Source organism: Bacillus sp. F19 (assembly GCA_023823795.1).
Taxonomy (GTDB): domain Bacteria; phylum Bacillota; class Bacilli; order Bacillales; family Bacillaceae; genus Bacillus_P.
In genome coordinates this window covers 344,470-370,257 of the sequence record CP085710.1, presented here as the reverse complement: position 1 = coordinate 370,257, position 25,788 = coordinate 344,470, and the positions used below count along the sequence as shown (strand labels likewise).

General features: G+C 43.7%; 22 protein-coding genes, 1 pseudogene and 1 riboswitch. Of the genes and pseudogenes, 4 read left to right on the top strand and 19 right to left on the bottom strand.

Features of this window, described 5'->3' with window-relative positions:
- Window positions 1–647: 647 nt before the first annotated feature.
- The 4 genes from LIT25_02025 to LIT25_02010 all read right to left on the bottom strand — a co-directional run bounded on the left by LIT25_02025 (window position 648) and on the right by LIT25_02010 (window position 7,000).
- Complete coding sequence (locus LIT25_02025; protein USK36122.1) at window positions 648–1,826, bottom strand: CamS family sex pheromone protein; 1,179 nt, start codon at window positions 1,824–1,826, stop codon at window positions 648–650.
- 27 nt (window positions 1,827–1,853) lie between these two features.
- On the bottom strand, window positions 1,854–3,863 hold the full coding sequence (gene ligA / locus LIT25_02020; protein USK34210.1) for an NAD-dependent DNA ligase LigA: 2,010 nt from the start codon (window positions 3,861–3,863) through the stop codon (window positions 1,854–1,856).
- Between the two features lie 28 nt (window positions 3,864–3,891).
- A complete protein-coding gene (gene pcrA, locus LIT25_02015; protein ID USK34209.1) occupies window positions 3,892–6,102 on the bottom strand; it encodes a DNA helicase PcrA in 2,211 nt (736 codons plus the stop codon).
- 211 nt (window positions 6,103–6,313) lie between these two features.
- Window positions 6,314–7,000 (bottom strand): heptaprenylglyceryl phosphate synthase, encoded by a 687-nt coding sequence (locus LIT25_02010; protein USK34208.1) that lies wholly within the window; start codon window positions 6,998–7,000, stop codon window positions 6,314–6,316.
- 183 nt (window positions 7,001–7,183) lie between these two features.
- Here LIT25_02010 and LIT25_02005 point away from each other — a divergent pair, with 183 nt between their 5' ends.
- Together LIT25_02005 and LIT25_02000 are read left to right on the top strand one after the other, a co-directional pair.
- Entirely contained in the window at window positions 7,184–7,723 is a 540-nt protein-coding gene (locus LIT25_02005; protein ID USK34207.1) for a DUF3231 family protein, read from the top strand.
- Between the two features lie 5 nt (window positions 7,724–7,728).
- Window positions 7,729–8,188, top strand: a pseudogene (locus tag LIT25_02000) (DUF3231 family protein).
- 488 nt (window positions 8,189–8,676) lie between these two features.
- On the opposite strand, the gene LIT25_01995 reads toward LIT25_02000, so the two are convergent.
- Genes LIT25_01995 through LIT25_01985 form a run of 3 tightly spaced genes read right to left on the bottom strand, consistent with a single transcriptional unit; the run spans window position 8,677 to window position 11,808 of the window.
- Entirely contained in the window at window positions 8,677–8,985 is a 309-nt protein-coding gene (locus LIT25_01995) for a YerC/YecD family TrpR-related protein (GenBank protein ID USK36121.1), read from the bottom strand.
- A 22-nt stretch (window positions 8,986–9,007) separates the two neighbouring features.
- The gene (locus tag LIT25_01990; GenBank protein USK34206.1) at window positions 9,008–10,039 is read right to left on the bottom strand and encodes a DUF3048 domain-containing protein; all 1,032 of its coding nucleotides are present in this window, start codon (window positions 10,037–10,039) and stop codon (window positions 9,008–9,010) included.
- Between the two features lie 29 nt (window positions 10,040–10,068).
- Entirely contained in the window at window positions 10,069–11,808 is a 1,740-nt protein-coding gene (locus tag LIT25_01985; GenBank protein ID USK34205.1) for an amidohydrolase family protein, read from the bottom strand.
- Between the two features lie 99 nt (window positions 11,809–11,907).
- Here LIT25_01985 and LIT25_01980 point away from each other — a divergent pair, with 99 nt between their 5' ends.
- A complete protein-coding gene (locus tag LIT25_01980) occupies window positions 11,908–12,150 on the top strand; it encodes a DUF2892 domain-containing protein (protein USK34204.1) in 243 nt (80 codons plus the stop codon).
- Between the two features lie 124 nt (window positions 12,151–12,274).
- Window positions 12,275–12,493: a hypothetical protein gene (locus LIT25_01975; protein USK34203.1), complete on the top strand. Its 219-nt coding sequence runs from the start codon at window positions 12,275–12,277 to the stop codon at window positions 12,491–12,493.
- Between the two features lie 158 nt (window positions 12,494–12,651).
- Here the strand turns inward: LIT25_01975 and purD are convergent, their stop codons facing one another.
- From purD to purE, 12 genes are all read right to left on the bottom strand, one after another.
- On the bottom strand, window positions 12,652–13,920 hold the full coding sequence (gene purD / locus LIT25_01970) for a phosphoribosylamine--glycine ligase (protein USK34202.1): 1,269 nt from the start codon (window positions 13,918–13,920) through the stop codon (window positions 12,652–12,654).
- 21 nt (window positions 13,921–13,941) lie between these two features.
- Window positions 13,942–15,480, bottom strand: a complete 1,539-nt coding sequence (gene purH, locus LIT25_01965) for a bifunctional phosphoribosylaminoimidazolecarboxamide formyltransferase/IMP cyclohydrolase (GenBank protein ID USK34201.1) — start codon at window positions 15,478–15,480, stop codon at window positions 13,942–13,944.
- 3 nt (window positions 15,481–15,483) lie between these two features.
- On the bottom strand, window positions 15,484–16,065 hold the full coding sequence (gene purN / locus LIT25_01960) for a phosphoribosylglycinamide formyltransferase (protein ID USK34200.1): 582 nt from the start codon (window positions 16,063–16,065) through the stop codon (window positions 15,484–15,486).
- A complete protein-coding gene (gene purM / locus LIT25_01955) occupies window positions 16,062–17,102 on the bottom strand; it encodes a phosphoribosylformylglycinamidine cyclo-ligase (GenBank protein USK34199.1) in 1,041 nt (346 codons plus the stop codon). Before purM ends, purN begins: the two co-directional genes overlap by 4 nt.
- An 18-nt stretch (window positions 17,103–17,120) precedes the next feature.
- Complete coding sequence (gene purF, locus LIT25_01950; protein ID USK34198.1) at window positions 17,121–18,548, bottom strand: amidophosphoribosyltransferase; 1,428 nt, start codon at window positions 18,546–18,548, stop codon at window positions 17,121–17,123.
- Window positions 18,524–20,752: a phosphoribosylformylglycinamidine synthase subunit PurL gene (gene purL / locus LIT25_01945; GenBank protein USK34197.1), complete on the bottom strand. Its 2,229-nt coding sequence runs from the start codon at window positions 20,750–20,752 to the stop codon at window positions 18,524–18,526. The genes purF and purL overlap by 25 nt, the downstream gene beginning before the upstream one ends.
- Window positions 20,736–21,419: a phosphoribosylformylglycinamidine synthase subunit PurQ gene (purQ, locus tag LIT25_01940; protein USK34196.1), complete on the bottom strand. Its 684-nt coding sequence runs from the start codon at window positions 21,417–21,419 to the stop codon at window positions 20,736–20,738. Before purQ ends, purL begins: the two co-directional genes overlap by 17 nt.
- On the bottom strand, window positions 21,416–21,670 hold the full coding sequence (gene purS / locus LIT25_01935; protein USK34195.1) for a phosphoribosylformylglycinamidine synthase subunit PurS: 255 nt from the start codon (window positions 21,668–21,670) through the stop codon (window positions 21,416–21,418). Before purS ends, purQ begins: the two co-directional genes overlap by 4 nt.
- On the bottom strand, window positions 21,658–22,383 hold the full coding sequence (locus LIT25_01930; protein USK36120.1) for a phosphoribosylaminoimidazolesuccinocarboxamide synthase: 726 nt from the start codon (window positions 22,381–22,383) through the stop codon (window positions 21,658–21,660). The genes purS and LIT25_01930 overlap by 13 nt, the downstream gene beginning before the upstream one ends.
- A 241-nt stretch (window positions 22,384–22,624) precedes the next feature.
- Entirely contained in the window at window positions 22,625–23,917 is a 1,293-nt protein-coding gene (gene purB, locus LIT25_01925; protein USK34194.1) for an adenylosuccinate lyase, read from the bottom strand.
- Window positions 23,918–23,933: 16 nt separating this feature from the next.
- Window positions 23,934–25,082, bottom strand: coding sequence for a 5-(carboxyamino)imidazole ribonucleotide synthase (gene purK, locus LIT25_01920; GenBank protein USK36119.1), 1,149 nt, complete (start codon window positions 25,080–25,082; stop codon window positions 23,934–23,936).
- Entirely contained in the window at window positions 25,051–25,539 is a 489-nt protein-coding gene (gene purE, locus LIT25_01915) for a 5-(carboxyamino)imidazole ribonucleotide mutase (protein ID USK34193.1), read from the bottom strand. The genes purK and purE overlap by 32 nt, the downstream gene beginning before the upstream one ends.
- Before the next feature lie 116 nt (window positions 25,540–25,655).
- Window positions 25,656–25,757, bottom strand: a riboswitch (purine riboswitch).
- Window positions 25,758–25,788 lie beyond the last annotated feature (31 nt).

Sequence of the window (25,788 nt, the reverse complement as noted above, 5' to 3'; positions counted from 1 at the left end):
CTATTTTTTTGTGAGCGAATGAATGCTTTTCTCAAATATATACGCACTCTATGAGTACAAACACAGGATTTTGCCTGTTTAAGATCATACGCTCTCTTTGAGAACCCAAATCCAGGATTTAACCTGTTTAAGGGCATCATACGCTCTCTATGAGTACACAAATCCAGGATTTTGCCTGTTTAAGGGCATCATACGCTCTCTATGAGTACACAAATCCAGGATTTTGCCTGTTTAAGGGAATCATACGCACTCTTTGAGTACCCAAACACAGGATTTTGCCTGTTTAAAGGTATCATACGCTCTCTTTGAGTACCCAAACACAGGATTTTGCCTGTATAGAGGCATCATACGCTCTCTATGAGTACCCAAATCCAGGATTTTGCCTGTTTAAGGGCATCATACGCTCTCTTTGAGTACTCAAACACAGGATTTTGCCTGTTTAAGGGCATCATACGCTCTCTTTGAGTACACAAATCCAGGATTTAGCCTGTATAGGGGCATCATACGCTCTCTTTGAGTACCCAAACACAGGATTTAACTGGTGCCAAGTGCAGCTAGCAAAGGGCCATTCTTGTTTGCTTTATGATGTTTTTGAAAGCACACCATATAAAAAGGCCACCCCACACACATGCGAGATGGCTAATCAATTATTTATAAATATGAACGGTCGGCTTTTCCTGTCCTGGCTTACGCACGATCAGCGCCTCTTGGCCGCTTGTTGAATTGATGTTTACTTCAACTGAAACGTAATCCGGGAAATAGTCGACCACTTTACCTGTGACAAACTGGGTAAAGGCAATGACTTCTGATTTTCCGTAGAATTGCATAGGTATATCAATCTTCAATTCTTGCATTTCTTCCCCTTTGTAAAGCGCTTTGCCGATAACGCCTGTGTAGTTAGGGAAAAATTCGTCGATGTCCTGTTTGAATCGTTCAAAGAGATTGGCATCCTCCCGATAGTCTTCCGTACCTTGAGGCGATGGGAAAAAGACGTATTCCTCGTCAATGCTGTCCCATTTGTCGATTTGATTGCTGCCGGCGTCTACTACTGTACTTGCAATAAAGTTTCCAGGTACAATGGATGACTTCGGTGCTTGCTTGTATAACGCAATGACAACTGGTACATTTTCTAGGCCTTTTTGGCTTCGGACGCGCTTAATGACTTCCTCAGCCATCTTTTTCCCCTCTGCTTCAAGCTTTTTCGGATCGATTACATATTCACGCTGCGGCTCACCGACCGCTTCACGGTAGTAATGAACCGAGTTTAGAGCAAGTCCAATGACAACTCCGCCAAGCTCGACTGTATTTTCGCTTTTGCGGACTAAGTAATTGTGTTCAAGCATGTGTGCTAAGTAGATTGGGGTTTTTTCATTTTGCTGAATATAGTCGCCTTCAGTGCTTGCAATTGGGTTCAGACCCTCATTTTTGAAGGTTTCTTTATTCGCTTTTGCTTTTTCCTGCGCTTCTTTCAATTCGTCCCCTTCAAGTTTGCGGCCAAGCCACTCCCGAACGGTTTTCTCATCAAGATACTGTCCCTCCTGATAAAGATGATTGTCAGGAGAAAATTCTTCCTGCGCCACTCTCATCAGTCCCGTTTCAAATTCGTCGATGTCTAAACGGGTATTGATGTTTTCAGCAATGAGTCCTCTTGCTTTTCCTTCTTTAAAAGGGAGGATCATTTTATAGTAGGAGTCTGAAATGTTGTATTTCGGAATGATCGCTTTTTCGGTTGATTTATCTTCTGTTTCCCGCACGATTTCCTCTTGATCATCAAAGCTGGGTGCGCAGGCTGAAAGGAATATACAGCCTGCGAGCAGCATTACCATTACTTTTTTCAAGTCGGAATACACCTCTTATTTTTTTAATTCCTCAAGCAGTTTCTTCTCATTCCAAATTTCGATGTTTAACTCTTGAGCCTTTGAAAGCTTGCTTCCTGCATCTTCCCCGGCAACGACTAAATCTGTTTTTTTGCTGACGCTTCCGGCTACTTTGCCGCCAAGCGCTTCGATTTGGTCTTTTGCTTCATTTCGGGAGAGCTCTTCTAGTTTTCCAGTCAAAACAACCGTTTTGCCTGCAAAGAAGGAATCTGATTCCTCTGCTCTAACAAGCTTCGGTCCTAAGTATGCCATATTGACTCCGCATGATTTCAGCTCAGAAATCAGCTCATTCATCTCAGGCTGTTCAAAATACGTCACAACGGCATCCGCCATCTTATCACCAATTTCATTAACCGCAATAATCTCATCTCTTGATGCTGTTTGCAATCGTTCCATTGTCTCAAAATGCTGAGCAAGCGTCTTGGCCGCCTTCGCTCCGATGAAACGGATGCCAAGTCCGAACAGCAATCTCTCAAGTGAACTTTCTTTTGAGTTTTCGATTGCCTGAAGCAGGTTGTCCACTGATTTCTCGCCCATTCGCTCAAGCTCAAGCAGCTGCTCGCGGGTCAATTTGTAAAGATCGGCAACATCCTTAATCAGGTTTTCTTTGAAAAGCTGCGCAATGACACGCTCGCCAAGTCCATCAATGTTCATGGCATTTCTTGAAACAAAATGAATTAATCCCTCGCGAATCTGAGCCGGGCACTTCGGATTGATGCATCTGAGCGCAACCTCGCCTTCGATTCGGACAAGCTCGCTTTCACATTCAGGACAATGAGTCGGCATTTTGAACTCTTCCTCATCGCCTGTGCGATGCTCGAGCAGCACATTGACAACCTCGGGAATAATGTCTCCAGCTTTTTTGATAACGACATAGTCTCCCAAACGAATATCTTTTTCACGAATTAAATCTTCATTATGAAGCGAAGCGCGTTTCACCGTTGTACCAGCCACACGTACAGGCTCCAAAAGGGCAGTTGGAGTGATGACACCAGTGCGTCCAACTGTTAATTCAATGTCAAGCAGCTTCGTCATCACTTCTTCTGCAGGAAACTTGTAGGCAATTGCCCAGCGAGGACTTTTAGCTGTAAAGCCAAGCGCCTCCTGCTGTTCAATCGAATCAACTTTAATCACGATGCCGTCAATTTCATAAGGCAGATTTGCTCTTTTTTCCTGAAATGATTCAATCAAAGTAATCACTTCGTCAATTGATTCGCATCTGCGGCGCTCTGTGTTCGTTTTAAAACCAAGCTCACAAAGAGCATCAAGTCCCGCACTTTGAGTGGCCGCTCCAGTTTCTTCACCAAGGTCTGCAATACTATAGACGAAAATATTCAGATTTCGTTTCGCCGCAATTTTAGGGTCAAGCTGGCGAAGGGAGCCTGCTGCCGCGTTGCGGGGGTTGGCAAACGGCTCTTCTTCCAGCTGAATTCTTGTTTCATTTAATTTTTCAAAAGATGCTTTTGGCATGTAGGCTTCGCCGCGCACTTCGATTGAATGGTTTTTCTTTAATTTAAGCGGAATGGACCGGATTGTTTTTAAGTTTTCGGTAATGTCTTCGCCTGTTGTGCCGTCGCCTCGGGTTGCACCTTGTACGAATGCACCGTTTTCGTAGCGGAGAGATACGGCAAGTCCATCAATTTTCAGTTCAGCCATATACTGAACATCATCGCCGACTGCCTGTCTCACACGGCGGTCAAAATCTCTGATATCCTGCTCATTGAAGGCATTTCCTAGGCTTAGCATCGGTTTCTTATGCTGCACCTTTTTAAACCCTTCAAGGATATTACCGCCGACACGCTGCGTTGGGGAATCAGGTGTCTTCAGTTCAGGAAACGATTCTTCAATCTCGATTAATTCATGAAGAAGCTGATCATATTCAGAGTCAGCCACAGTCGGTTTATCAAGAACGTGATATTCATAGTTGTATTTATTTAATAATTCATGCAGAGTTTCTGCGCGTTGTTTGGCTGCAGTCATATCCATCCGGGGTCCATTCCTTTCTTGTAACGGTCTACACTTTTTGAATCGGAGCAAACTTGGCAAGCAGCCGTTTAATGCCTACCGGGCTTGGGAATGCAATATCAAGCTCTTTGCCTTCTCCTTCGCCTTTTACACTGACAACTGTGCCGATTCCCCATTTTTTATGCTCCGCTTTATTGCCGACAGACCAGGCAATTTCGTCTCCGCCTGTTGAAGCCGCAATCGGTCTGTTGACCTGAGGCCTTCTGTCAGGACGGGTTTTCGCAGCAAATGGAGAAGCGCTCTTTTTCACTTCATTTAAATCCTCCAGCAGTTCAGACGGAATCTCTGATATGAAACGGGATTCAGGATTCATGCTTGTGCGTCCGAAAAGAGTTCTCATTTTAGCATTCGTAATGTACAGTTCTTTTTCTGCGCGGGTAATGCCGACATAAGCAAGACGTCTCTCTTCTTCCATTTCCGCTTCTTCCATAAGAGAACGGCTGTGAGGGAATACCCCTTCCTCGACACCCATTAAGAAGACAACCGGAAACTCCAGTCCTTTTGCAGAGTGAAGAGTCATTAGCACGACAGCTTCTTTAGAGGCTTCCTCATCTTCATCTAATTTATCAATATCCGCAACTAAAGCCAAATCGGTTAAAAAGGCAACCAAGCTTTTATCTTCACTGTTTTTCTCGAAGTTTTGCGTAACAGATAAAAACTCATCTATATTCTCAAGACGGCTTTGTGCTTCGATTGTCTTTTCTGTTTTCAGCATTTCGCGGTAGCCTGTCTTTTCAATCACTTCTTCAGCAAGCTCAGTGACAGACAAGTAATCCTGCATGTTTGCAAGGTTGCGGACAAGCTCTCGGAAATCCACCATCGCACTGACTACACGCGCGCTTACGCCTGCAAATTCGATTTGCTCAATCGCACCGAACAGAGATAAATCATTATCAAGCGCATACTGAGCAATCTTATCGACTGATGTGGCGCCTACACCGCGCTTAGGCGTGTTAATAACACGCGCCAAGCTGATATCATCATCCGGATTGGCAATCAATCTTAAGTACGCAAGGATATCTTTAATTTCTTTTCTGTCGTAGAACTTAATGCCGCCGACAATCGTGTAATTGATATTTGATTTGAGCAGGATTTCCTCAATAACACGGGACTGTGCATTGGTGCGGTAGAGAATCGCAAAATCAGATAGCTTTCTTCCTACTGAAGAAACAAGCTGATTGATTTTTCCCGCTACGAACTGCCCTTCGGCTGATTCACTGTCAGCGCGGTAATAGTTGATTTTCTGTCCTTCATCATTTTGCGTCCAGAGATTTTTTGCTTTGCGGTTCATGTTGTTTTTTATAACTCCGTTTGCCGCTTCCAGGATACGCTGTGTGGAACGGTAATTCTGCTCAAGCAAAATCACGCTCGCAGTCGGGTAATCCTTCTCAAAGGAGAGAATGTTCGCGATATCCGCACCGCGCCATCGATAAATAGACTGATCGGAATCACCGACAACACATAGATTTTGGAAACGTGATGCAAGCATTTTAACCAATAAATACTGCGCTTTATTCGTATCCTGATACTCATCCACGTGGATAAACTGAAATTTGCGCTGGTAAAACTCAAGCACTTCAGGAACACGCTGAAAAAGCTGAATCGTTGTCATGATCAAATCATCAAAATCAAGCGACTGGTTTTTCAGCAGCTTCTTTTGATAATCCTTGTAAACATCGCTTGCAGCCTGCTCGTACATGCCGCCTGCTGTCTTTTCGAACTCATCAGGCGTGATCAGTTCATTTTTCGCTCCGCTGATGCTTCCTAAAATACTGCGCGGGTCAAACTTCTTCGGATCGATATTGCGTTCTTTCAGAATGGATTTTATGACAGAAAGCTGGTCTGTCGTATCGAGAATCGAGAAGTTTCTGCTGATTCCGATCCGGTCGATGTCTCTTCTTAAGATACGGACACACATGGAGTGAAAGGTCGAGATCCAAATATCATCAGCACCGGGTCCAAGCAGTTTTCCGATTCTTTCTTTCATTTCACGAGCCGCTTTATTTGTAAACGTAATCGCAAGAATGTTCCATGGCGCTACGCCCTTTTCAACCATTAAGTAGGCAATTCTTCTTGTGAGCACACTCGTCTTGCCGCTTCCTGCTCCGGCCATTATTAAGAGCGGTCCATCTGTTGCCTTGACCGCTTCTTTTTGCATTTCGTTTAAACCATTCAATAATTGATCTGTTAAAAATTGCACGTTCCGGGCACCACCTTATCAAACGTATGTTCTTATTTTATCTCATATCCTGAGTTAAATGCAATTACGAAAAGCGGAAGCGCCCGTTTAGCTCCAAAAGGCAGATTAGAATCCGGCAGAAAAGTCCGTGTTTGACTTTTTTGACGTATTTGTTCTGGCCTAGGAGCTGGGCGATGGAGCTAGACATAAATGCGCTAAAATTTATTTCTTCTCAAGGTTTTACTGCTTTTACTGTTTTCAAAGCTGACCCAAAATCATCATAGATGACATTGCCGACAACCACAACATCGGCATATTCAGCCATTTTAGCTGCCTGTTCAGGCGTTTCAATGCCTCCGCCGTAAAATAGTTTGGTAGAGGATAAGACAGAGCTTGCAGCCTGTACTACATTTACGTCTCCGTAAGATCCGCTGTATTCTAGATAAAAGATCGGCATATGGAACATGTTTTCTGCCATGCGTGCATACGCCATGACATCATCTGCTGATAACTCCGTATTCGCCTCTGTGAGTTTTGCCGCTTTGCAGTCACCATTTAAAATACAATAGCCTTCAACAATCAGCTCATCCCAGCTCATGATCTCACCGTATTCTTTCACAGCCTCGTGATGCAGTCCCATAACCCACTTCGTATTCGTGCTGTTCATAACGGACGGGATAAAATACAAGTCAAATCCCGGTATGATCGACTCAATTTCTGACACCTCAAGCACACATGGAACAAGATATCTTCTGATTCGGGACATTAAGTTTAACACATTATCCATCGTCACATTGTCGCTTCCGCCGACAATGATCGCATCTGTTCCTGATTCGCATATTATTTCTAGATTCTCATCGCTTATTTCTTTATCTGGATCGAGTTTGAACACATGTTTCCACTCGGTAACGTCATACATGGTCTTTCCTCCTAACAATCGGGTTCCACCTGAAACATTATATCAAATTAACGCCCTTCAAAAAACGCACAGGTGCTATGAAGGTTTTGACAATCTGTTCACGAGTTCGTTTTAAAAGTGACTTAATTCATAATTCAAAACCATATTGAAGATAATAATTTTAAAAAACGGAGGAAAAAAACCTTGAATGGAAATAAACCTATTTGCTCATCTGAGATCGGAACACTATGGCTAACCTACCAGGAAAAAACACTGATCCTTAGAATACTGGAATATTTCATGGAAAAAGCTGATGATCAGCAAGCCCTTAATATTATGGGAGGATTATGGCAGGACCTCAATCATTATGTAATCAAAATAGAAGGCGTTTTTGAGCAGGAAGGTGTAGTCATTCCTAATAGATTTACGAAAGAAGATGTCAACTTAGAAGCTCCTAAGCTTTACGACAATGGATTTGATATTATGTTTCTTCGTATTTTAAAAGAATTCAGCATGGGTATGTACACCCTTAACATGAATATGGCGTACCGTGAAGATGTGATGTCCATTTATGAAGGATTAACGGCTACCACCCAAAAGGTTTATAAACTGGCTACCCATTATTTACTTAATAACGGCATTCTTACTCTGCCGCCAAAAGTGACCATGCCGAAATCAACCGAATTTATAAAAAGTAAAAACTATTTGAATGGATTTCGTTTCTTTGGTGAAAATCGGGCTTAAACGACATTGAAATCGGCAATCTTCATCACGGAATCGAAACAAATAATATCGGCATGCAGCTTATAGCTGGTTTTGCACAATGTGATGAGAACAAGGAAGTTAGACAATATTTCGTAAAAGGAAAAGAACTTGCCAAGAAACAAATAAAAATTTTTCGAAGAAATTCTCCTCGACAGCGATGTTCAGTTCTCAGCTTCTTCGGGGAGTACAGTAACTGATTCGACAGTCCCTCCATTTTCAGAAAAGCTAATGATGTTCTGTATTTATCTCCTTAATGGGTTTGGGCTTGTAGGAAGCAGTTTTGGAGCCATTTTCAGTTTGAGAAATGATATATCCATGAAAACAGCATTGATAGGAAAAGATATTTATGTCTACGCCAATGAAGGAATAAAAATTATGATTAAAAATGGCTGGATGGAAGAACCGCCGCAAATGGAGAATAAAACTGGAATGACGAAAGAGTAGGCACCGCTTCTCATTATTTATGAAGAATAAGTTTTATTATCAGATAAATAAGAAGCAATGTGTTATTTCATTTAACACGAACCTGCATTGTGGAGGGATTCATTTTGAATATACTTGTCAGCTTACTCTCAATTTTACTTGAAATTCTTGGCTAATGAAACTTCTTCTAGACTTAATTCATTTTTCAGAATGCCATCTTTAACATAAGCGCGGAGTATTCTCAATTTCTCATGGTTACAAGAAAAGCGGAAGCGTCAAGGCCCGCTCCGGCAGAAAAGCCCGTCGGATCCGTTCTGACCGAGGATCTAGGCGCTGGTGCTAGACATGGATGCTTGAGATTAAATGAATTCTGATACTTTAGAAAAGGTGAGCATTATTTTATGCCCGCCTTTTTATTTTTTCCGATCACTAAATAATAAAAGGATAAAATCATAGTGATTTTATCCCTTTTATTATTCAGTATTCTCTTCTAATCGAAACCTGTTAAATCAAGATTCCTTTGTTTCCTGTGTTTGAATGCGTTCAAGCGCCATTGTGTAGGCGTCGTTGCCATAGTTCAGGCAGCGTTTTACGCGTGAAATGGTCGCAGTGCTGGCACCTGTTTCAGTTTCAATTTTATGATAGGTAAACCCTTCACGCAGCATGCGTGCTACTTCTAAACGCTGGGCAAGTGACTGGATTTCGTTCACTGTGCATAGATCATCGAAGAACCGATAGCATTCTTCAAGGTTTTTTAGTGATAAAACAGATTCAAATAATTGGTCGAGTTCTTTTCCCCGTAATTTTTCAATTTGCATCTTCATTCTCCTTTTATGAAAATTAGTGGAGTGAAACGTGATTTTCTATAGCAGGCACTATGTTAATCCAGGTTTTTCCCGGTACAAATCCGACTTGCTCTCCGTTTAAGTAAGGGAGGATTCTTCCGTCAATATTGCGCCATTCCACCTTTCGGCTGACGCCTTTTTGCAGCAGGATACCTTTGCCTCCGGATGTTAAGTCAATCGCTCTTCTTCCATAGTCGTCAATCGTTTGGTGCTTCATTTCAGCGATAAATAAATTATCAACTGCAATGGCTTCTCCTGTTTCCAGGTCTTTTGTTTGTTTGTTGTTGCTATATCTTAAGTACTTCTCTGTTTGTTTGTCGTATTTATATTCTGAATTCCACACATCTGACTGATCGTAGCGGACAATTGCTTCTAAACCTGAATCACCTTTAGGAGCTTCTTTTGCGTCAGCAAATGGCAGGGGTTTTGGCTGCTTCGTCAGTTCAATTCCGTTTAGCTCTGCACCTTCTTTTATATTTTCAGCTGAGATATAAGAATTGTGCGGCGGTTTTCTGAAGTCAGCTCTCCAAAAGAGTGTGCCGTCATAAAACAAGCCATTCAAATAATCATGTTTTCCATTTTCAAGCGTTTCTTTTGCCTGCGGACTCCAGCCGTGACTAATAAAGACCGCATCATAGCCGGTGCTTAAGTCAACATAATATTCTCTTGCGCTTCTGACAGGACCGATTGCTGCTGGCTGATTGCTCTGATAAATAGCCAGGAACCTTGTGATGTTTCCTTCTGATAAAACCTCGTATACGATATCAGCCTGTTGCAGTCCAGACTGCGGACGGGCTGCCGGGTGATTGTTGATCATCACAGCAAAGGCACGCTGTCCTTCTTTCTCATCGGATCGCAGACCTGTTAATGGATAGATGTTTTGCTCCACAATAGGCGCAGATGTTTCTTCCTCTTTTACATCATCCGTTTTTGGGCTGCTTTTTTCTTCTTGGTTACAAGCCGTACACATGGCGAGCAGGATCAAGGCCATGAACAGCCGTTGAATATTTTTCATGTTGTTTTTCACGATTGACACCTTCTGCTTACTTTTATATTTTAACGCATTATCGATGGAAAGAGTATTATTTTTTTAAGCACATCATAGATGCCGACTGGAGTAATCCTGATATACGGCAAATGGGTGGATGATAGGAAAAAAAGGGAATAAACTGGATCACCGTGTGTATATCCTCTCTCTTTTAGCAGGTGCTTAAATCTTTCCTCTTGTTGAACAACTAAACTAAACTCTTCAGCTGATGCTCCTCCGCAAAGTTCAAGGGGTAATTCATGCAGAACTTCCCCCTTTTCTGCAAGGACAATTCCGCCTCCAAGCTCCTTCATCCTATTAAATGCAGTGATCATATCATACTTGCTTTTCCCAATCAAAATAATATCGCCTGTTGTTGAATAAGTACTTGCCAGACCGCCGAGTGAGGCGGCAAATCCCTTGAGCATTGTGTTTATCCGCCATTTACCTTTCTTATCAATCAAAGCAAGAAAGCACTCATCATGATGGCTGCCAAGTTCTTCAAATGAATTGTCGATGGTGATGCTGTACGGTTCCATAATCACGTCATTCTTCATTTGAAGACCAAGCAACATTGAAAACTGAAGGTCATTATAGGACAAGGACCATTCGATCTTCATTTTTCCGAGTCCGGCTTTTTGCCAATTAAAATCTCCGAAGCATTCAGTCGGCAAGCCGTCTTTTCTCAGCCACTTTCCTTTTGAAAGCACAGCAGCAGGGGATGGGTTTTCGACTGATTCCAAAATATTCAGGTTAGCCAAACGCCCTGGAGCTACAACGCCAGTTACATCTTCCATGCGGTAATACTTGGCCGGATTAAAGCTTGCCATATGATAAGCATCAATTGCCGGAATATCCCGCTCAATGGCCATTTTTATCATGGAATCCATCATTCCGTTTTTATAAAAATGCGGCGTTGCCCCGTCGGTAGTGAAAAAGAAATGATCATAGTGGCGAATCTCTTTATCACGGATGCCATCAAGCAGCTGCGGCAAATCAGGCCGGATCGAGGAATGTCTGAGTGAAACAGTATAGCCCAGCATTAACCGCTCTAAAACATCATCTCCTGTCATCGCTTCGTGATCGCAGTCGGCCCCGAATAATTTCATTTTATTCAGAGTGTTTGCCGATGCTCCGGGAAAATGTCCTTCGATCCGTTTTCCCTTCGCTTTCATCTCAACCAGCCATGACAGCATCAAATCATCATCCGAGAGCAGCTTAGGCCACCCCGTTAATTCTCCGCCTTGAATAACATATTCATGTTCCATCCATTTTTTCATAAAATCGAGAGATAAATATTCATGCTCATTGTGAACTTCAGTCTGAAGATCAAAACGGCTCCACCATAAATACTGCAAAGGAAGCTGATTTAATTCATGGATTAAAGTAAGCGCTTTCTTTTTATCGGACTGAAAAAGCAAAAATAAGTTGTCGCATATAAGTGTCGTTGTACCGAATTGTGACACATACTTCCCAAAAGAATGGGGATTATAAAGTTGAAATGGGTGAGCATGAGGTTCAATATATCCCGGTACGATAAAACGATTTTCGTAATCGGCGATTTCCATTTGCCCGCCTTCAGGAAGCTTATCGCCAATATAAACAATCCGGTCATCTGAAATCCAGATGTTGGCTTTTACCCATCGTTTCAGATAAGAGTTCAAATACATCCCATTTTTCAAAACAAGAGCAGGAGGCTTATGGCCCGATGCCGCTTGTATGTGATGCCTGATCTGCCGGACTTTCCATTGTGCATGTAACTTGGGCATTTCAGACCCTCCCTAAATTTCTTATCTTATATGTTAACATATGTAACCGTTTAACGCAGTAAAGATTTACTTTATTTTCAAAAAGAGGAGGAACTTATTATGAAACCGAACATCGGTATTGTAAACGGACTGATCCGAATTACAATTGGACTGTTTTTACTATCATGGGCTTCTGCAAAATATTCGAAAAAACCGTGGAAGGATTCTCTTCTGCTCATGATGCTGCTTGGTGCAATGAAAGTTGGAGAAGGCATTCTCAGATTCTGCCCGATGGTATTTATGTATAAGGAATACCGGAAAGAGGATTTGGAGTTTGAGGATGCGACTTATAATCCGTCATGACTAGAAAAGCGGAATCGCCCGTTTAGCTCCGACAGGCAGAAAAGGATCCGACAGAAAAGGCGCTTATTGCCTTTACTGGCGGAGCCGTTCTGACCGAGGAGTTAGGCGGTGAAGCTGGACAGCGTTGTTTAAGGTACTTAATGCCATACCCGAGTTAGCCAAAATCTTCATTTTATTAGCGAAAATCCACCTTTATTTAGCCGGTTTGCGGATTTTTCTAGCCGCTTTAGAGATTTATTTAGCCAAACCATTTTTTGGAACTAGCCGTTTGACTGCTTTTAAGCAATTGTTTTGTCTTAATAGCGAAACATCGGTTTTATTAGCTAAAACAACGATTTATTAGCCGAAGCCCCGTGCCCGGCCGCCATAAAAAACAAGACTCTCCTGCATTTAGGAGAGTCTGCTAAGAGGTGAACATCATGATCATGGAATATTTATCCGATATGACATTTGTACTTGCTTTACTTATCGGCAGTATTGTTGCCTTAATGTTTGTCTATGTTAAGAAAAAACGTGCTTAGTCGCTTTGGCGCCGATGTCCTTGCGGTAAAATAGAGCAGGCGATTCTACTTCAGATACATACTCATACACTTGAGTCTGAGCTTCGAGCAAATCGCTGCCGTATGCAATAACAGCTAAAACCCGTCCGCCATCCGTTACAAATTCATCCCCGCTTTTCTTCGTCCCTGCGTGGAAAAGGGCACCTTGTTCAAAGCTTGAACGAAGCGTACCGATTGCTTCGCCTTTTTTATACTCATTCGGGTAGCCGTTTGAAGCAAGGACAACTCCCATTACTGCTTCCTTGCGCCATTTGAGCTCTGCTTTTTTGCCATCTAAAATAGCAAGCAATGTTTCAATCAAGTCTGATTCTAAGCGCGGCAGAACAACCTGTGTTTCAGGATCGCCAAAGCGCGCATTAAATTCAATGACTTTTGGACCTTGCTTCGTTAAGATCAATCCTGCATATAAAATCCCCGTAAATGGAGTTCCATTGGCAATCATGCCTTCAGCTGCCGGCTTTAACACTGTTTCAACAGCTTCCTGTACAACTGCATCTGAAATTTGAGGGACCGGAGAGTAAGCACCCATTCCGCCAGTATTAGGACCTTCATCATGATCGTATGCCCGTTTATGATCCTGCGCGATCACCATTGGATAGACAGCATCACCGTGAACAAAGGCCATCAATGAAAATTCCTCGCCATCTAAAAATTCTTCGATGACAACCGAGCTGCTTGCCTCGCCGAATTTGGCATCTTCAAGAAAATCACGCAGACAGTCGATTGCTTCCTCTACTGTCATAGCGACGGTTACCCCTTTTCCTGCAGCAAGTCCATCCGCTTTTATGACGATTGGAGCTCCTTGTTCAAGGACGTAATTCTTCGCTTCTTCAAAAGAAGTAAACGATTGATACGCTCCTGTCGGAATGTTGTTTTTCATCATTAACTCCTTGGCGAACTTCTTGCTGCCTTCAATGAGGGCAGCTTCCTTTGTTGGCCCGAAAACCTTCAGTCCCGCTTCTTGAAACGCATTGACAACGCCATTCAGGAGCGGAACCTCAGGACCTACGATTGTTAGCTCCACCTTATTTTCTTTTGCAAAAGCAACGAGCTCCTCTGTATTCTGCTCATCGATTGCAATAAGCTCGGCAACGCTGCTCATTCCATCGTTCCCTGGAGCAACAAACACTTTCTCAGCAAGCTTACTCTGTGATGCCTTCCAGGCGATTGCATGTTCACGGCCTCCGCGGCCAATGATTAGAATGTTCATCGTTACCAGCTCCTCACTAGTTTAATGTTTAAAGTGTCTAACTCCTGTAAATACCATCGTAATGCCGTATTCATCTGCTTTTTGAATGGAATCCTCATCCTTAATGGATCCGCCAGGCTGAATAATTGCTGTGACGCCTGCTTTTGCAGCCGCTTCAACTGTGTCGTTCATTGGGAAAAATGCATCTGATCCCATTGCACTTCCTTCAGCAAGAGCTCCTGCCTGTTCAATCGCAATCTTCGCCGCACCGACACGGTTCATCTGACCCGCACCAACACCGACTGTCATCTGATTTTTTGTAAGAACGATTGCGTTTGATTTCACATGTTTTACGACTTTCCATGCAAGCTTTAAGTCTTCCCACTCCTGCTCAGTTGGTTCACGCTTTGTTGGGATCGTGATTTTCGCATCATCAAAAGAAAGCGTATCTTCATCCTGAACAAGCAGACCTCCGTGAATCGAAGTGATTTGCTGATCCTGTTTTTCCGCACCTAACACATCTAATGTAAGGAGTCTTAAGTTTTTCTTAGACGTCAAAATCTCTAATGCTTCTTTATCAAAAGAAGGGGCAATGACAATCTCAAGGAAAATTTCATGTAATTTATGAGCTGTTTCTTTATCCACTTCATGATTTAAAGCGATGATTCCGCCGAAAATCGAAGTTGGATCTGCTTCATATGCGCGCGTGAATGCTTCAAAAATCGTTTCGCCTGTTCCGACTCCGCATGGATTCATATGTTTTACGGCCACAGCTGCAGGCTGCTTAAATTCTCTCACGATTTGAAGAGCTGCATCTGCATCTTTAATGTTGTTGTAAGAAAGCTCTTTGCCGTGAACCTGTTGCGCTTCTGCAATCGAAACATTGCTCGCTAATGGCTTTTTGTAAAAAGTAGCTTTTTGGTGAGGGTTTTCGCCGTATCGAAGCGATTGTTTTTTCTCAAACGTATAAGTCACTGTCTCAGGGTCTTCCTCGCCTACAGCATTCGTTAAATATTCTGCGATAAGCGCGTCATAAGAAGCCGTATGGCGGAACACTTTTGCAGCAAGCTTTTGCTTCGTTGCAATCGTAACTTCCTTCTCGCTCTTAATCTGCTCCAGAACTTCAGCGTAGTCAGCAGGATCAACGACAACTGCAACATCCTGATGATTTTTTGCTGCTGAACGAAGCATGGTCGGTCCGCCGATATCGATGTTTTCGATCGCATCATCAAACGTGACGTCCTGCTTTGAAATCGTTTCTTTAAATGGGTAAAGATTTACGACAACTAGATCGATCGGCAAAATGCTGTTTTCTTCAAGCTGTTTCATGTGATCCGGATTGCTGCGGACAGCAAGCAGACCTCCGTGAATATTCGGATGCAGGGTTTTCACTCTGCCGTCCATAATTTCAGGAAATCCAGTTACTTCTGAGATCCCTGTTACTTTGACGCCGTTTTTCTGGAGCAGGCTTTTCGTTCCGCCTGTTGAAATGACTTCGATTCCTTGTTCCACTAGCTCTGTTACAAATGGAATGATGCCATCTTTATTCGAAACACTGACAAGTGCGCGTTTGATTGTCATTCTTTACACCTCTAGCTCTCTTTTTTGGAAAAGGGTATTTAGTACTTGGGGATAGTATGTGTGCTCGAGCTTGTGAATCTTTGCAGATAACGTTTCTAAAGTGTCAGACTCTTCTACTTCAAGCGCTTTTTGAGCAATAATCGGGCCCGTATCCATGCCTGCATCTACAAAGTGAATCGTAATCCCTGTTACTTTCACTCCTGCATCAAAAGCCTGGCCAATCGCATCCTTACCTGGAAACGACGGCAGCAAAGAAGGATGCAGATTGATGATATTTTCAGGAAAAGCAGTGAGCAGGGTATCTCCAATCAGCCTCATATATCCTGCGAGCACTACATAAGAAACGTTATACTGTTTCAATTGATTTAGGATGATGGTTTCAAATGCTTCCTTGTTTTTAAATTCCTTCGGTGAAAACTGGAAGACCGGGATGTTTTCTTTTTCAGCGCGTAAAGCGACTTTTGCTCCCGGTCTGTCGCAAACAAGAAGCGCAATTTCCGCTGCCAGTCTTCCGCTCTTCACTTCATCTATAATAGCCTGAAAATTAGAGCCCGTTCCAGAAGCAAATACCGCTATTTTGATCATGTGAGAGAGCCTCCGCCAAATGTGACGCCCTGGCCATCCTTCACACGTCCGATAATATAAGCCTTCTCTCCATGCTTTTCAATCTCATTGATGACATTGTGCATCTGCTTGTAATCAACCGCTAATACAAATCCGATGCCCATGTTAAAGATGTTAAACATTTCTTCCTGGCTGAGCGCCCCTTTTTCCTGAAGCAAATCAAAGACAGGAGGAATCGGCCATGAGCCGTAATCGATTTCTGCCCCTAATCCTTCAGGGAGCATTCTCGGGATGTTTTCTATAAATCCGCCGCCCGTAATGTGGGCCATGCCATCTACCTTATTCTTTTTCAAAACTTCTAATACCGGCTTCACATAAATCTTAGTCGGACGGAGCAATTCCTCTCCAAGTGTGTGCTGAAGCGGTTCAACTTTCTCTTTTAATGAAAGACCGTGATCTTCAAGCAAAATTTTGCGTACCAATGAGAAGCCGTTGCTGTGCAATCCGCTTGAGGAAAGCCCGATTAATACATGACCTGCACTGATATTCTCACCTGTGACTATCTCTTCTTTTTCAACAGCGCCAACAGCAAAGCCTGCGATATCATATTCGTCCCCGTCATATAAACCAGGCATTTCGGCTGTTTCTCCGCCAACCAAAGCACAGCCTGACTGCTCGCAGCCGTCTGCTACACCTTTGACGATCTGCTCGATCTTAACAGGCTCTGCTTTTCCAAGCGCCAAATAGTCAAGGAAGAATAATGGCTCTGCGCCCTGTGCAAGAATATCATTCACACACATCGCAACTGCATCTATCCCAATCGTATCATGCTGATCCATCATGAATGCAAGCTTAAGCTTTGTGCCTACACCATCTGTACCTGATACGAGGACCGGCTGTTTGTAATTCAGCTCTGAAAGATCGAACATGCCGCCAAATCCGCCGAGGCTACCCATGACGCCTTTTCTCATTGTTTTAGCTACATGTTTTTTCATTCGCGAAACGGCTTCATAGCCTGCTTCTATATCAACGCCTGCCTGCTTGTATGCGTTTGACATCACACATTCCCCCCGCTCTTATTTCGTCAGCACTTCTTCCTTTTCATGAGGCAATTCTGTATCCGGATAAATTTCTGTCGGATATTTCCCTGTAAAACAAGCTAAACACTGTCCGCGGCGCTCTCCTTCATAAGGGCGTCCAATTCCTTCTAGCAGCCCTTCTACACTTAAGAAAGTCAGCGTGTCAGCACCAATAATTTCGCGGATCTCTTCCACTGAATGGCTTGCTGCAATCAACTCTTCTGTTGATGATGTATCAATTCCGTAGAAGCACGGATTGCTGATCGGCGGCGACGTAATGCAGACATGCACTTCCGTTGCTCCCGCATCTCTCAGCATGTTGACGATTCTGCGGCTTGTTGTACCGCGCACGATGGAATCATCAACCATGACAACCCGTTTGCCTTCAACAACGCCTCGTACTGCAGACAGCTTCATTTTTACCCCTTGCTCTCTGAGAGACTGCGAAGGCTGGATAAACGTTCTGCCGACATAACGGTTTTTGATTAATCCAAGTTCATAAGGAATACCTGATACTTCTGCATACCCAATCGCTGCTGAAATACTTGAATCCGGCACACCTGTGACAACATCTGCTTCAAATGGCGCTTCGATTGCCATGCGTTTTCCAAGGTTTTTGCGTGCTGTATGAACATTGATGCCGTCGATATTGCTGTCAGGTCTTGAAAAATAGATATATTCCATGCTGCAGATCGCGCGATTGACGTTCATAGAGAATCGCTCAGAGCGGAGACCTTCATCATTGATGATTATAAGCTCTCCAGGATCAACCTCACGAAGATATTTTGCACCGATAATGTCAAAAGCACATGTTTCAGATGCAACAACATAAGAGTCGCCAAGCATGCCGATTGATAATGGGCGAAGACCGTTCGGATCAAGCGCCACCATCATTTCCGTTTCCGTCATGATTAAAAAGGCATATGCTCCTTTGATCATCGTCAGCGCATTTTTAATTTTATCCTTCATTGAGAAGTATCCGCTTCTCTTAATTAAGTGAGCAAGTACCTCTGTATCTGAAGTTGACTGAAAAATACTTCCCTGATTTTCAAGCTGATGCTTCAGGCCGTTTGCATTCACTAAGTTACCATTATGAGCAAGAGCCAGACCGCCGCTTTCAGAACGGAAAAGAAGAGGCTGAACATTTTCAAATCCGCCTCCCCCAGCCGTCGCATAACGAACGTGGCCGATGGCTCCTTTTCCTTTAATATCATTCAGACGGCCGCCGCTGAACACTTCTGTGATCAGGCCCTGCCCTTTTACACAAGTCAGCTTCTTCCCGTCCGTTGAAACAATTCCTGCACCCTCTTGACCGCGGTGCTGAAGACTATGCAAGCCGTAATATGTGATTTGCGGTGCCTCAGAGTGTCCCCAAATCCCGAACACTCCGCACTCTTCGTTTAATCCTCTGATTTCAGCAAGCATGGAATCGCTCCTCTCCAAGCTGTTTCAAGCGCGCTTACCTTCGATTGAATTAAGATTTCGCCTGTTTCATTTTTCACAGTGAATGCTGCATCTTCTGTTACACTTCCGATTAACGCAGCATCTGTCATTTCTTCAAACGCTGTCTGGTGTTCAGGCTTTACTGTCACGATAAAACGGGACTGTGTTTCACTGAACAGTGCGGCAACTGCTTCGCCATTTACTGTGATGCTTGCACCAAGTCCGTTCGTACCGAATGTGCTTTCTGCAGCTGCTACTGCCAAACCGCCTTCAGCTACATCATGTGCAGATGCAACTAATCCTGCACGGATCGCTGCTGATACCTGCGCCTGGCGCTCTGCTTCTACTCCAAGATCCATCTCAGGTGCTTTGCCGAAAATCTTGCCGTGAACCATTTTTTGCAGCTCACTGCCGCCAAATTCATTTTTCGTTTCGCCGATCAAGTAGATCAGGTCGCCTGCTGCTTTGAAGGATTGTGTTGTGATGTATTTTGTATCTTCAATTAAACCAACCATCCCAATTACAGGTGTCGGATAAACAGCTGTTCCGTTTGTTTCATTATAAAGCGATACGTTTCCGCCAATAACCGGTGAATTCAGCACACGGCACGCTTCACTCATGCCATCGGCTGCTTTTTCGATTTGCCAGAAAATCTCAGGCTTCTCAGGACTTCCAAAGTTCAGGCAGTCTGTCACAGCAAGCGGTCTTCCGCCTGAGCAGACGATATTGCGTGCTGCCTCTGCAACGGCAATCATTCCGCCAACCTCAGGATCGAGGTAAAGATATCTTGAGTTGCAGTCTGTTGTCATCGCAAGTGCTTTATTTGTATCGCGAATACGGAGAACAGCTGCATCAGAGCCAGGTGCTACAACCGTATTTGTGCGGACCATGTAGTCATATTGATCATATACCCATTCTTTGCTTGCAATTGTGGGCTGTTTTAAAAGGTTCACTAGAGTTTCCTTTAAGTCACCCACTTTAGGCGTGCTTGCTTCCATCTCTTGAAACTCTTTATAATAAGCCGGCTCTGCAGATGGCTTGTGATAGACCGGTGCTTCTTCTGCAAGTGCATCAACCGGAATTTCTACAACTACCTCGCCTTTATGGAGAAGGCGGAGCATTTTATCATCTGTTACAACCCCGATTGCTTTTGCTTCAAGCTCATATTTGTCAAAAATGTCGGTGATTTCTTTTTCACGGCCTCGTTCAACGACTAATACCATGCGCTCCTGTGATTCAGAGAGCATCATTTCATAAGGTGTCATTCCTGCTTCACGCTGCGGTACTAAATCTAAATTCATTTCGATGCCTGAACCTGCTTTGCTCGCCATTTCAGCAGTCGAGCTTGTAAGTCCCGCTGCTCCCATGTCCTGAATGCCAACAAGAGCATCGCATTTTATAACCTCTAGACAAGCTTCAAGCAAAAGCTTTTCCATGAACGGATCGCCTACTTGTACAGCAGGGCGTTTTTCATCTGATGCATCTGTCAGTTCCTCAGATGCAAATGTAGCGCCGTGAATACCGTCGCGGCCTGTTTTAGCGCCAACATACATCACGGTATTGCCAATTCCTTTCGCCACACCTTTTTTGATGTCTTCATGGTTGATTAATCCGACACACATCGCATTTACTAGCGGATTTCCATCGTAAGAAGGATCAAACTGTATCTCTCCTCCGACTGTCGGAATACCGATGCAGTTTCCGTAGCCGGCAATGCCTGCAACAACTTCTTCAAACAAATAACGGACACGTGGAGATGTTAATTCCCCGAAGCGCAAAGAGTTTAATAGAGCGATAGGTCGCGCGCCCATTGAAAAGACATCACGGATGATTCCGCCTACGCCTGTTGCTGCACCTTGATAAGGTTCAATCGCAGAAGGGTGATTGTGGCTTTCGATTTTAAACACAACTGCCTGGTCGTCTCCGATATCTACAATCCCAGCACCTTCACCAGGTCCTTGAAGAACATGCTCGCCTGCAGTCGGGAACTTCTTTAAAACAGGCTTCGAATTTTTATAACTGCAGTGCTCTGACCACATGACAGAGAAAATACCGAGCTCTGTATAATTCGGCAGGCGTCCCATAATCTTTTCAATCATTGAAAACTCATCATCACTAACGCCCATTTGACGGTAGATTTTCTCTTCTTTAATCATTTGCTGTGTTGGTTCAAGCAGTAGTGACATGAGATTCCCTCCAGTTTTTCACGATCGATTTAAATAGGTTCAGTCCATCCGCGCTTCCAAGCAGTGAATCAACTGCACGTTCAGGATGAGGCATCATTCCAAGAACATTTCCGCGCTCATTTACGATTCCTGCGATATCTTCCAAACTTCCATTTGGATTGTTTTCATATGTGAAGACAATTTGATTGTTTTCTCTTAATCTTTCTAAGGTCAGCTCATCACAATAGTAGTTTCCTTCACCATGCGCGATCGGAACAGAGATGACCTTCTCTTTTTCATAGGCAGAAGTGAACATCGTTTTCTCATTTTGAACGATAAGGTTTGTCGGGCGGCACATGAATTTCAAGTTTTCATTGCGCTTCATCGCACCCGGCAATAAGCCTGCTTCAAGTAAAATCTGAAACCCGTTGCATACACCAAGAACCGGCTTGCCTTCTTCTGCAGCTTTAACAACTTCCTTCATGACATTTGCAAAACGCGCGATGGCGCCAGAGCGAAGATAGTCTCCGTATGAAAATCCCCCCGGAAGAAGAATGCCATCAAAACGGCTTAGATCTGTTTCATCATGCCAAATGTACTCTGCTTCTTCCCCAAGCTCATCCTTGATAGCGTGGAACATATCGATATCACAGTTTGATCCCGGAAAAACGATGACGGCGAATTTCACTGTGCGACAACCTCCTCCACCTCATAGCGGTAATCTTCGATGACTGTGTTTGCAAGCAGCTTTTCGCACATTTCACGAACAGTCGCGTCCAAGTCACGCTCAGTCTTTTCAATCGTAAGCTCCATGTACTTTCCAATCCTAACATCGTTAACCTCTTTGTAGTTCATGCTGTGCAATGCGTGCTGTACCGCGCTTCCCTGTGGATCAAGAACGCTTTCTCTGAGTGTAACGAATACCTTTACTTTGTACATGCTGTTTCTCCTCCTAAACGATTTAAAATTTCTGAGTATGCATCTGTTAAGCTGCCGATATCACGGCGGAAAACATCTTTATCAAACTTTTCATTCGTTTTTTCGTCCCATAACCGGCACGTATCAGGCGAAATCTCATCTGCTAAAAGCAGTGTGCCATCCTTTGTTAAACCAAATTCCAATTTAAAGTCGACCAAGCGGATGCCGCAGTTTTTGAAGTGGCTGATCAAGACTTGATTCACTTTTAACGCTGCTTCCTTCAGCTGATGTACTTGCTCTTTCGTTGCAGCCTCAAGGAGTTCAATGTGATCTTCAGTAATCAGAGGATCACCTAAATCATCATTTTTATAATAGAATTCTACAATTGGAGTTTTAAGCGGTGTTCCTTCCTCTATTCCAAGTCGCTTTGAAAGGCTTCCTGCCATGATGTTCCGGACAACGACCTCAAGCGGCACAATCGAAACCTCTCTTACAAGCTGCTCCGTTTGGGAAAGTCTTTTAATAAAATGACTCTCAATGCCATTCTCGGCAAGCTTTTCAAACAGCAGCGTCGAGATTTCATTATTTAAACGGCCTTTCCCTTCGATTTCGGCTTTCTTCTCACCATTAAACGCTGTTGCAGAGTTTTTATATGAAACTAGCAAAACAGCATCTTCATTTGTGCGGTAAATTTGCTTCGCCTTGCCTTCATAAAGCAGGTTCAACTTTTGAATAGTCATGAAAATCCTCCTAGTAACGACAGAATATTGGGAACATAAGAAGTGCGGAAGCGCCTGTTTAGCTCCGGCAGACAGATAAGGATCCGCCAGTAAAGGCGCTTTTTGCCTTTACTGGCGAAGCCGTTCTGGCCGAGGAGTTGGGCTTGAGCCGGACATCAAGGTACAAGCTCCTGCTTCGCTTCTTTAAACAAAGAGGCAAATAAAATATTTACCTCTTTGTTTTTTAAGATTCCGCTTAAAGACCTAAGCGTTCAAATATTGTATCTACACCTTTTAAGTGGTAGTTGTAATCAAAGCAGTCTTCAATGAGTTCACTTGATAGACGGTCTGTGATCGTTCCATCCGCTTCTACAAGGCTGCGGAATGGCACTTGTTTTTCCCATGCTTCCATTGCTTTTGGCTGCACGATATCGTAAGCCTGCTCGCGTGTCATACCTGAATCAATCAGAGCAAGAAGGACGCGCTGTGAATAAATAAGACCAAGAGTGCGGTCCATGTTGCGCTTCATATTTTCAGGGAAAACAGTCAAGTTCTTCACGATGTTGCCGAAGCGGTTCAGCATGTAGTTCAAAGCAATGGTTGCATCCGGCAGAATAATACGCTCTGCAGATGAGTGTGAGATGTCACGCTCATGCCATAGCGGCACATTTTCGTAAGCTGTCATCATGTAGCCGCGGATGACCCTTGCAAGACCTGTCATGTTTTCAGAACCGATCGGGTTGCGTTTGTGAGGCATAGCAGAAGATCCTTTTTGACCTTTTGCGAAGAATTCCTCAACCTCGCGTGTTTCACTCTTTTGAAGACCGCGAACCTCTGTTGCGAATTTTTCAATTGACGTTGCGATTAATGCAAGTGTGCTCATATAATCTGCGTGACGGTCGCGCTGCAAGGTCTGTGTAGAGATTGGAGCTGCCTGCAAGCCTAACTTTTCACACACATATGCTTCAACAAAAGGATCGATGTTTGCATATGTGCCAACTGCGCCGGACATTTTTCCAAATTCAATGCCTTCTGCTGAACGCTTGAAGCGCTCTAAGTTGCGTTTCATTTCTTCGTACCATAATCCAAGCTTAAGTCCAAACGTCGTAGGCTCAGCGTGTACACCATGTGTACGGCCCATCATAACGGTGTATTTGTGTTCAATCGCCTTGTTTTTTAAGATTTCAACAAAGTTTTCGATGTCTTTTAAAAGAATATCGTTAGCCTGCTTCAAAAGATAAGAAAGGGCTGTGTCAACTACATCCGTTGAAGTTAAGCCGTAATGCACCCATTTTCTTTCTTCTCCAAGCGTTTCAGAAACAGCTCTAGTAAAAGCAACAACGTCGTGGCGTGTTTCTTCTTCGATTTCCTTGATGCGGTTAATATCAAATGACGCATTTTGGCGAAGCAGCTTTACGTCTTCCTTTGGGATATGCCCAAGCTCAGCCCATGCTTCACATGCAAGAATTTCAACCTCAAGCCAAGCTTTAAAACGGTTTTCTTCCGTCCAAATAGCACCCATTTCAGGTCTTGTGTAGCGTTCAATCATCGATAAATCCTCCGTTCTATTGTTGATCCCATAGTTTGTTGATCTGTGTTTCTGTCTGTTCGATTGCTTCTGTTAAAAAAGTGACGTGCCCCATTTTCCGTTTGTGCTTCGCCTCTTTTTTACCGTACAAGTATATCTTACCTTCGCGGAATAACGAAAGATTATTTAAAACAAGCGGCATGTGTTCGCCTAAAACGTTGACCATCAGTCCAGGATGCAGCAGCGCCGGCTTCCCGAGCGGCAGATTGCATACAGCTCTGATGTGCTGCTCAAATTGATCCGTCTCGCAAAGATCAATCGTGTAATGACCGGAATTGTGCGGTCTTGGAGCAAGTTCATTTATAAATACTTCTCCATCTTTCGTCACAAACATTTCAACGGAAAGGGTACCGACCAGGCTAAACGCTTTTGCAAGCTTATCTGCCTGTTTTCTTGCTTCTTCGGCAACCTCTTCCTGTATCCTTGCAGGCACGATGCTTTGATGAAGAATATTGTTTACATGAATGTTTTCTGCAATAGGGAAGGAGCTGATCTCTCCATCAGAGTTTCTGGCAGCAATCACCGAGATCTCTTTTTCAAAAGACACCCATTTTTCCAGAATACATGTACCGCTTTTTAATAGGTCTCGGGCTGCAGGTATATCACTTTCCAGCCTGATCACAGCCTGCCCTTTACCATCGTAGCCACCTCTGCATGTTTTCAAAACACATGGATACTGAAGTTCGCTTACAGCAGAGGAAAGTTCTTCTTCCGTTTTGACAATCCGGTAGTCCGCAACCTTGCAGCCCGCGTCTGTAATCGCTTTTTTCTCTGTCTCGCGATCTTGAGTTAAAGAGAGAAGAACAGAACCTTGAGGAAGGCAGGCATTCTCTTCAATCCACTTCAAAGCCTCGTAATCTATGTTTTCAAACTCGTAGGTTATCACATCACTAAGTTCAGCAAGCTTCTTTATCGCTGATAAATCATTATAGGAAGCGGTAATTTCATAGTCTGCTAGCTGACCGCATGGTGAGTTCGGTGCAGGATCTAAAACCGCCACATCATATCCCATGCTTTTCGCAGCCACCGTCATCATTCGGCCAAGCTGACCGCCGCCGATAATTCCAATCGTGGAACCTGGCAATATTGTTTTGTTAGACAAGCTCATCACTGCTTTCCAGCACATTTTTTCTCGTTTGTTCACGTCTTGTTTCCAGTGCTTCTGCGATCTCTTGGTTTGTAATCGATAAAATTTGTGCAGCAAGCAGCCCTGCGTTTACCGCACCAGCTTTTCCGATCGCAACCGTTGCAACCGGAACGCCTCCAGGCATTTGAACAATCGACAACAGGGAGTCCATGCCATTCAGCGCTTTTGACTGAACAGGCACTCCGATAACAGGGAGCGTTGTCTTCGCTGCTACCATGCCAGGCAAATGCGCTGCACCCCCGGCCCCTGCAATAATAACCTTTAGTCCTCTATTTCTAGCATCTTCTGCGTATTCAAACATATAATCAGGTGTACGATGCGCCGAAACGACTTTTTTCTCGTAAGGCACCTGCAGCTCATCTAAAATATCGCACGCATGCTTCATTGTTTCCCAGTCAGACGTGCTTCCCATAATAATCCCAACTGCTGCTTCCATTCGATATCCCACCTTTTTTATCCATAAAAAAAGCCCAGCATGCATCGCTTCTCTATAAGAGAAAGCAATACAAACCGGGCATCAGAACATGATAAAATCAAGCCGTTCCATGACAGGCTGAAATTACTTTCCCTCATAGTCCAATAATTTACGGTTATCGGGTAGAAACTTTCGGGCCATATTCCCGACTTTATATGAGGTAAAATACATTCGTTTTTATATCCATGTTTATCATAACAGCACACTTAA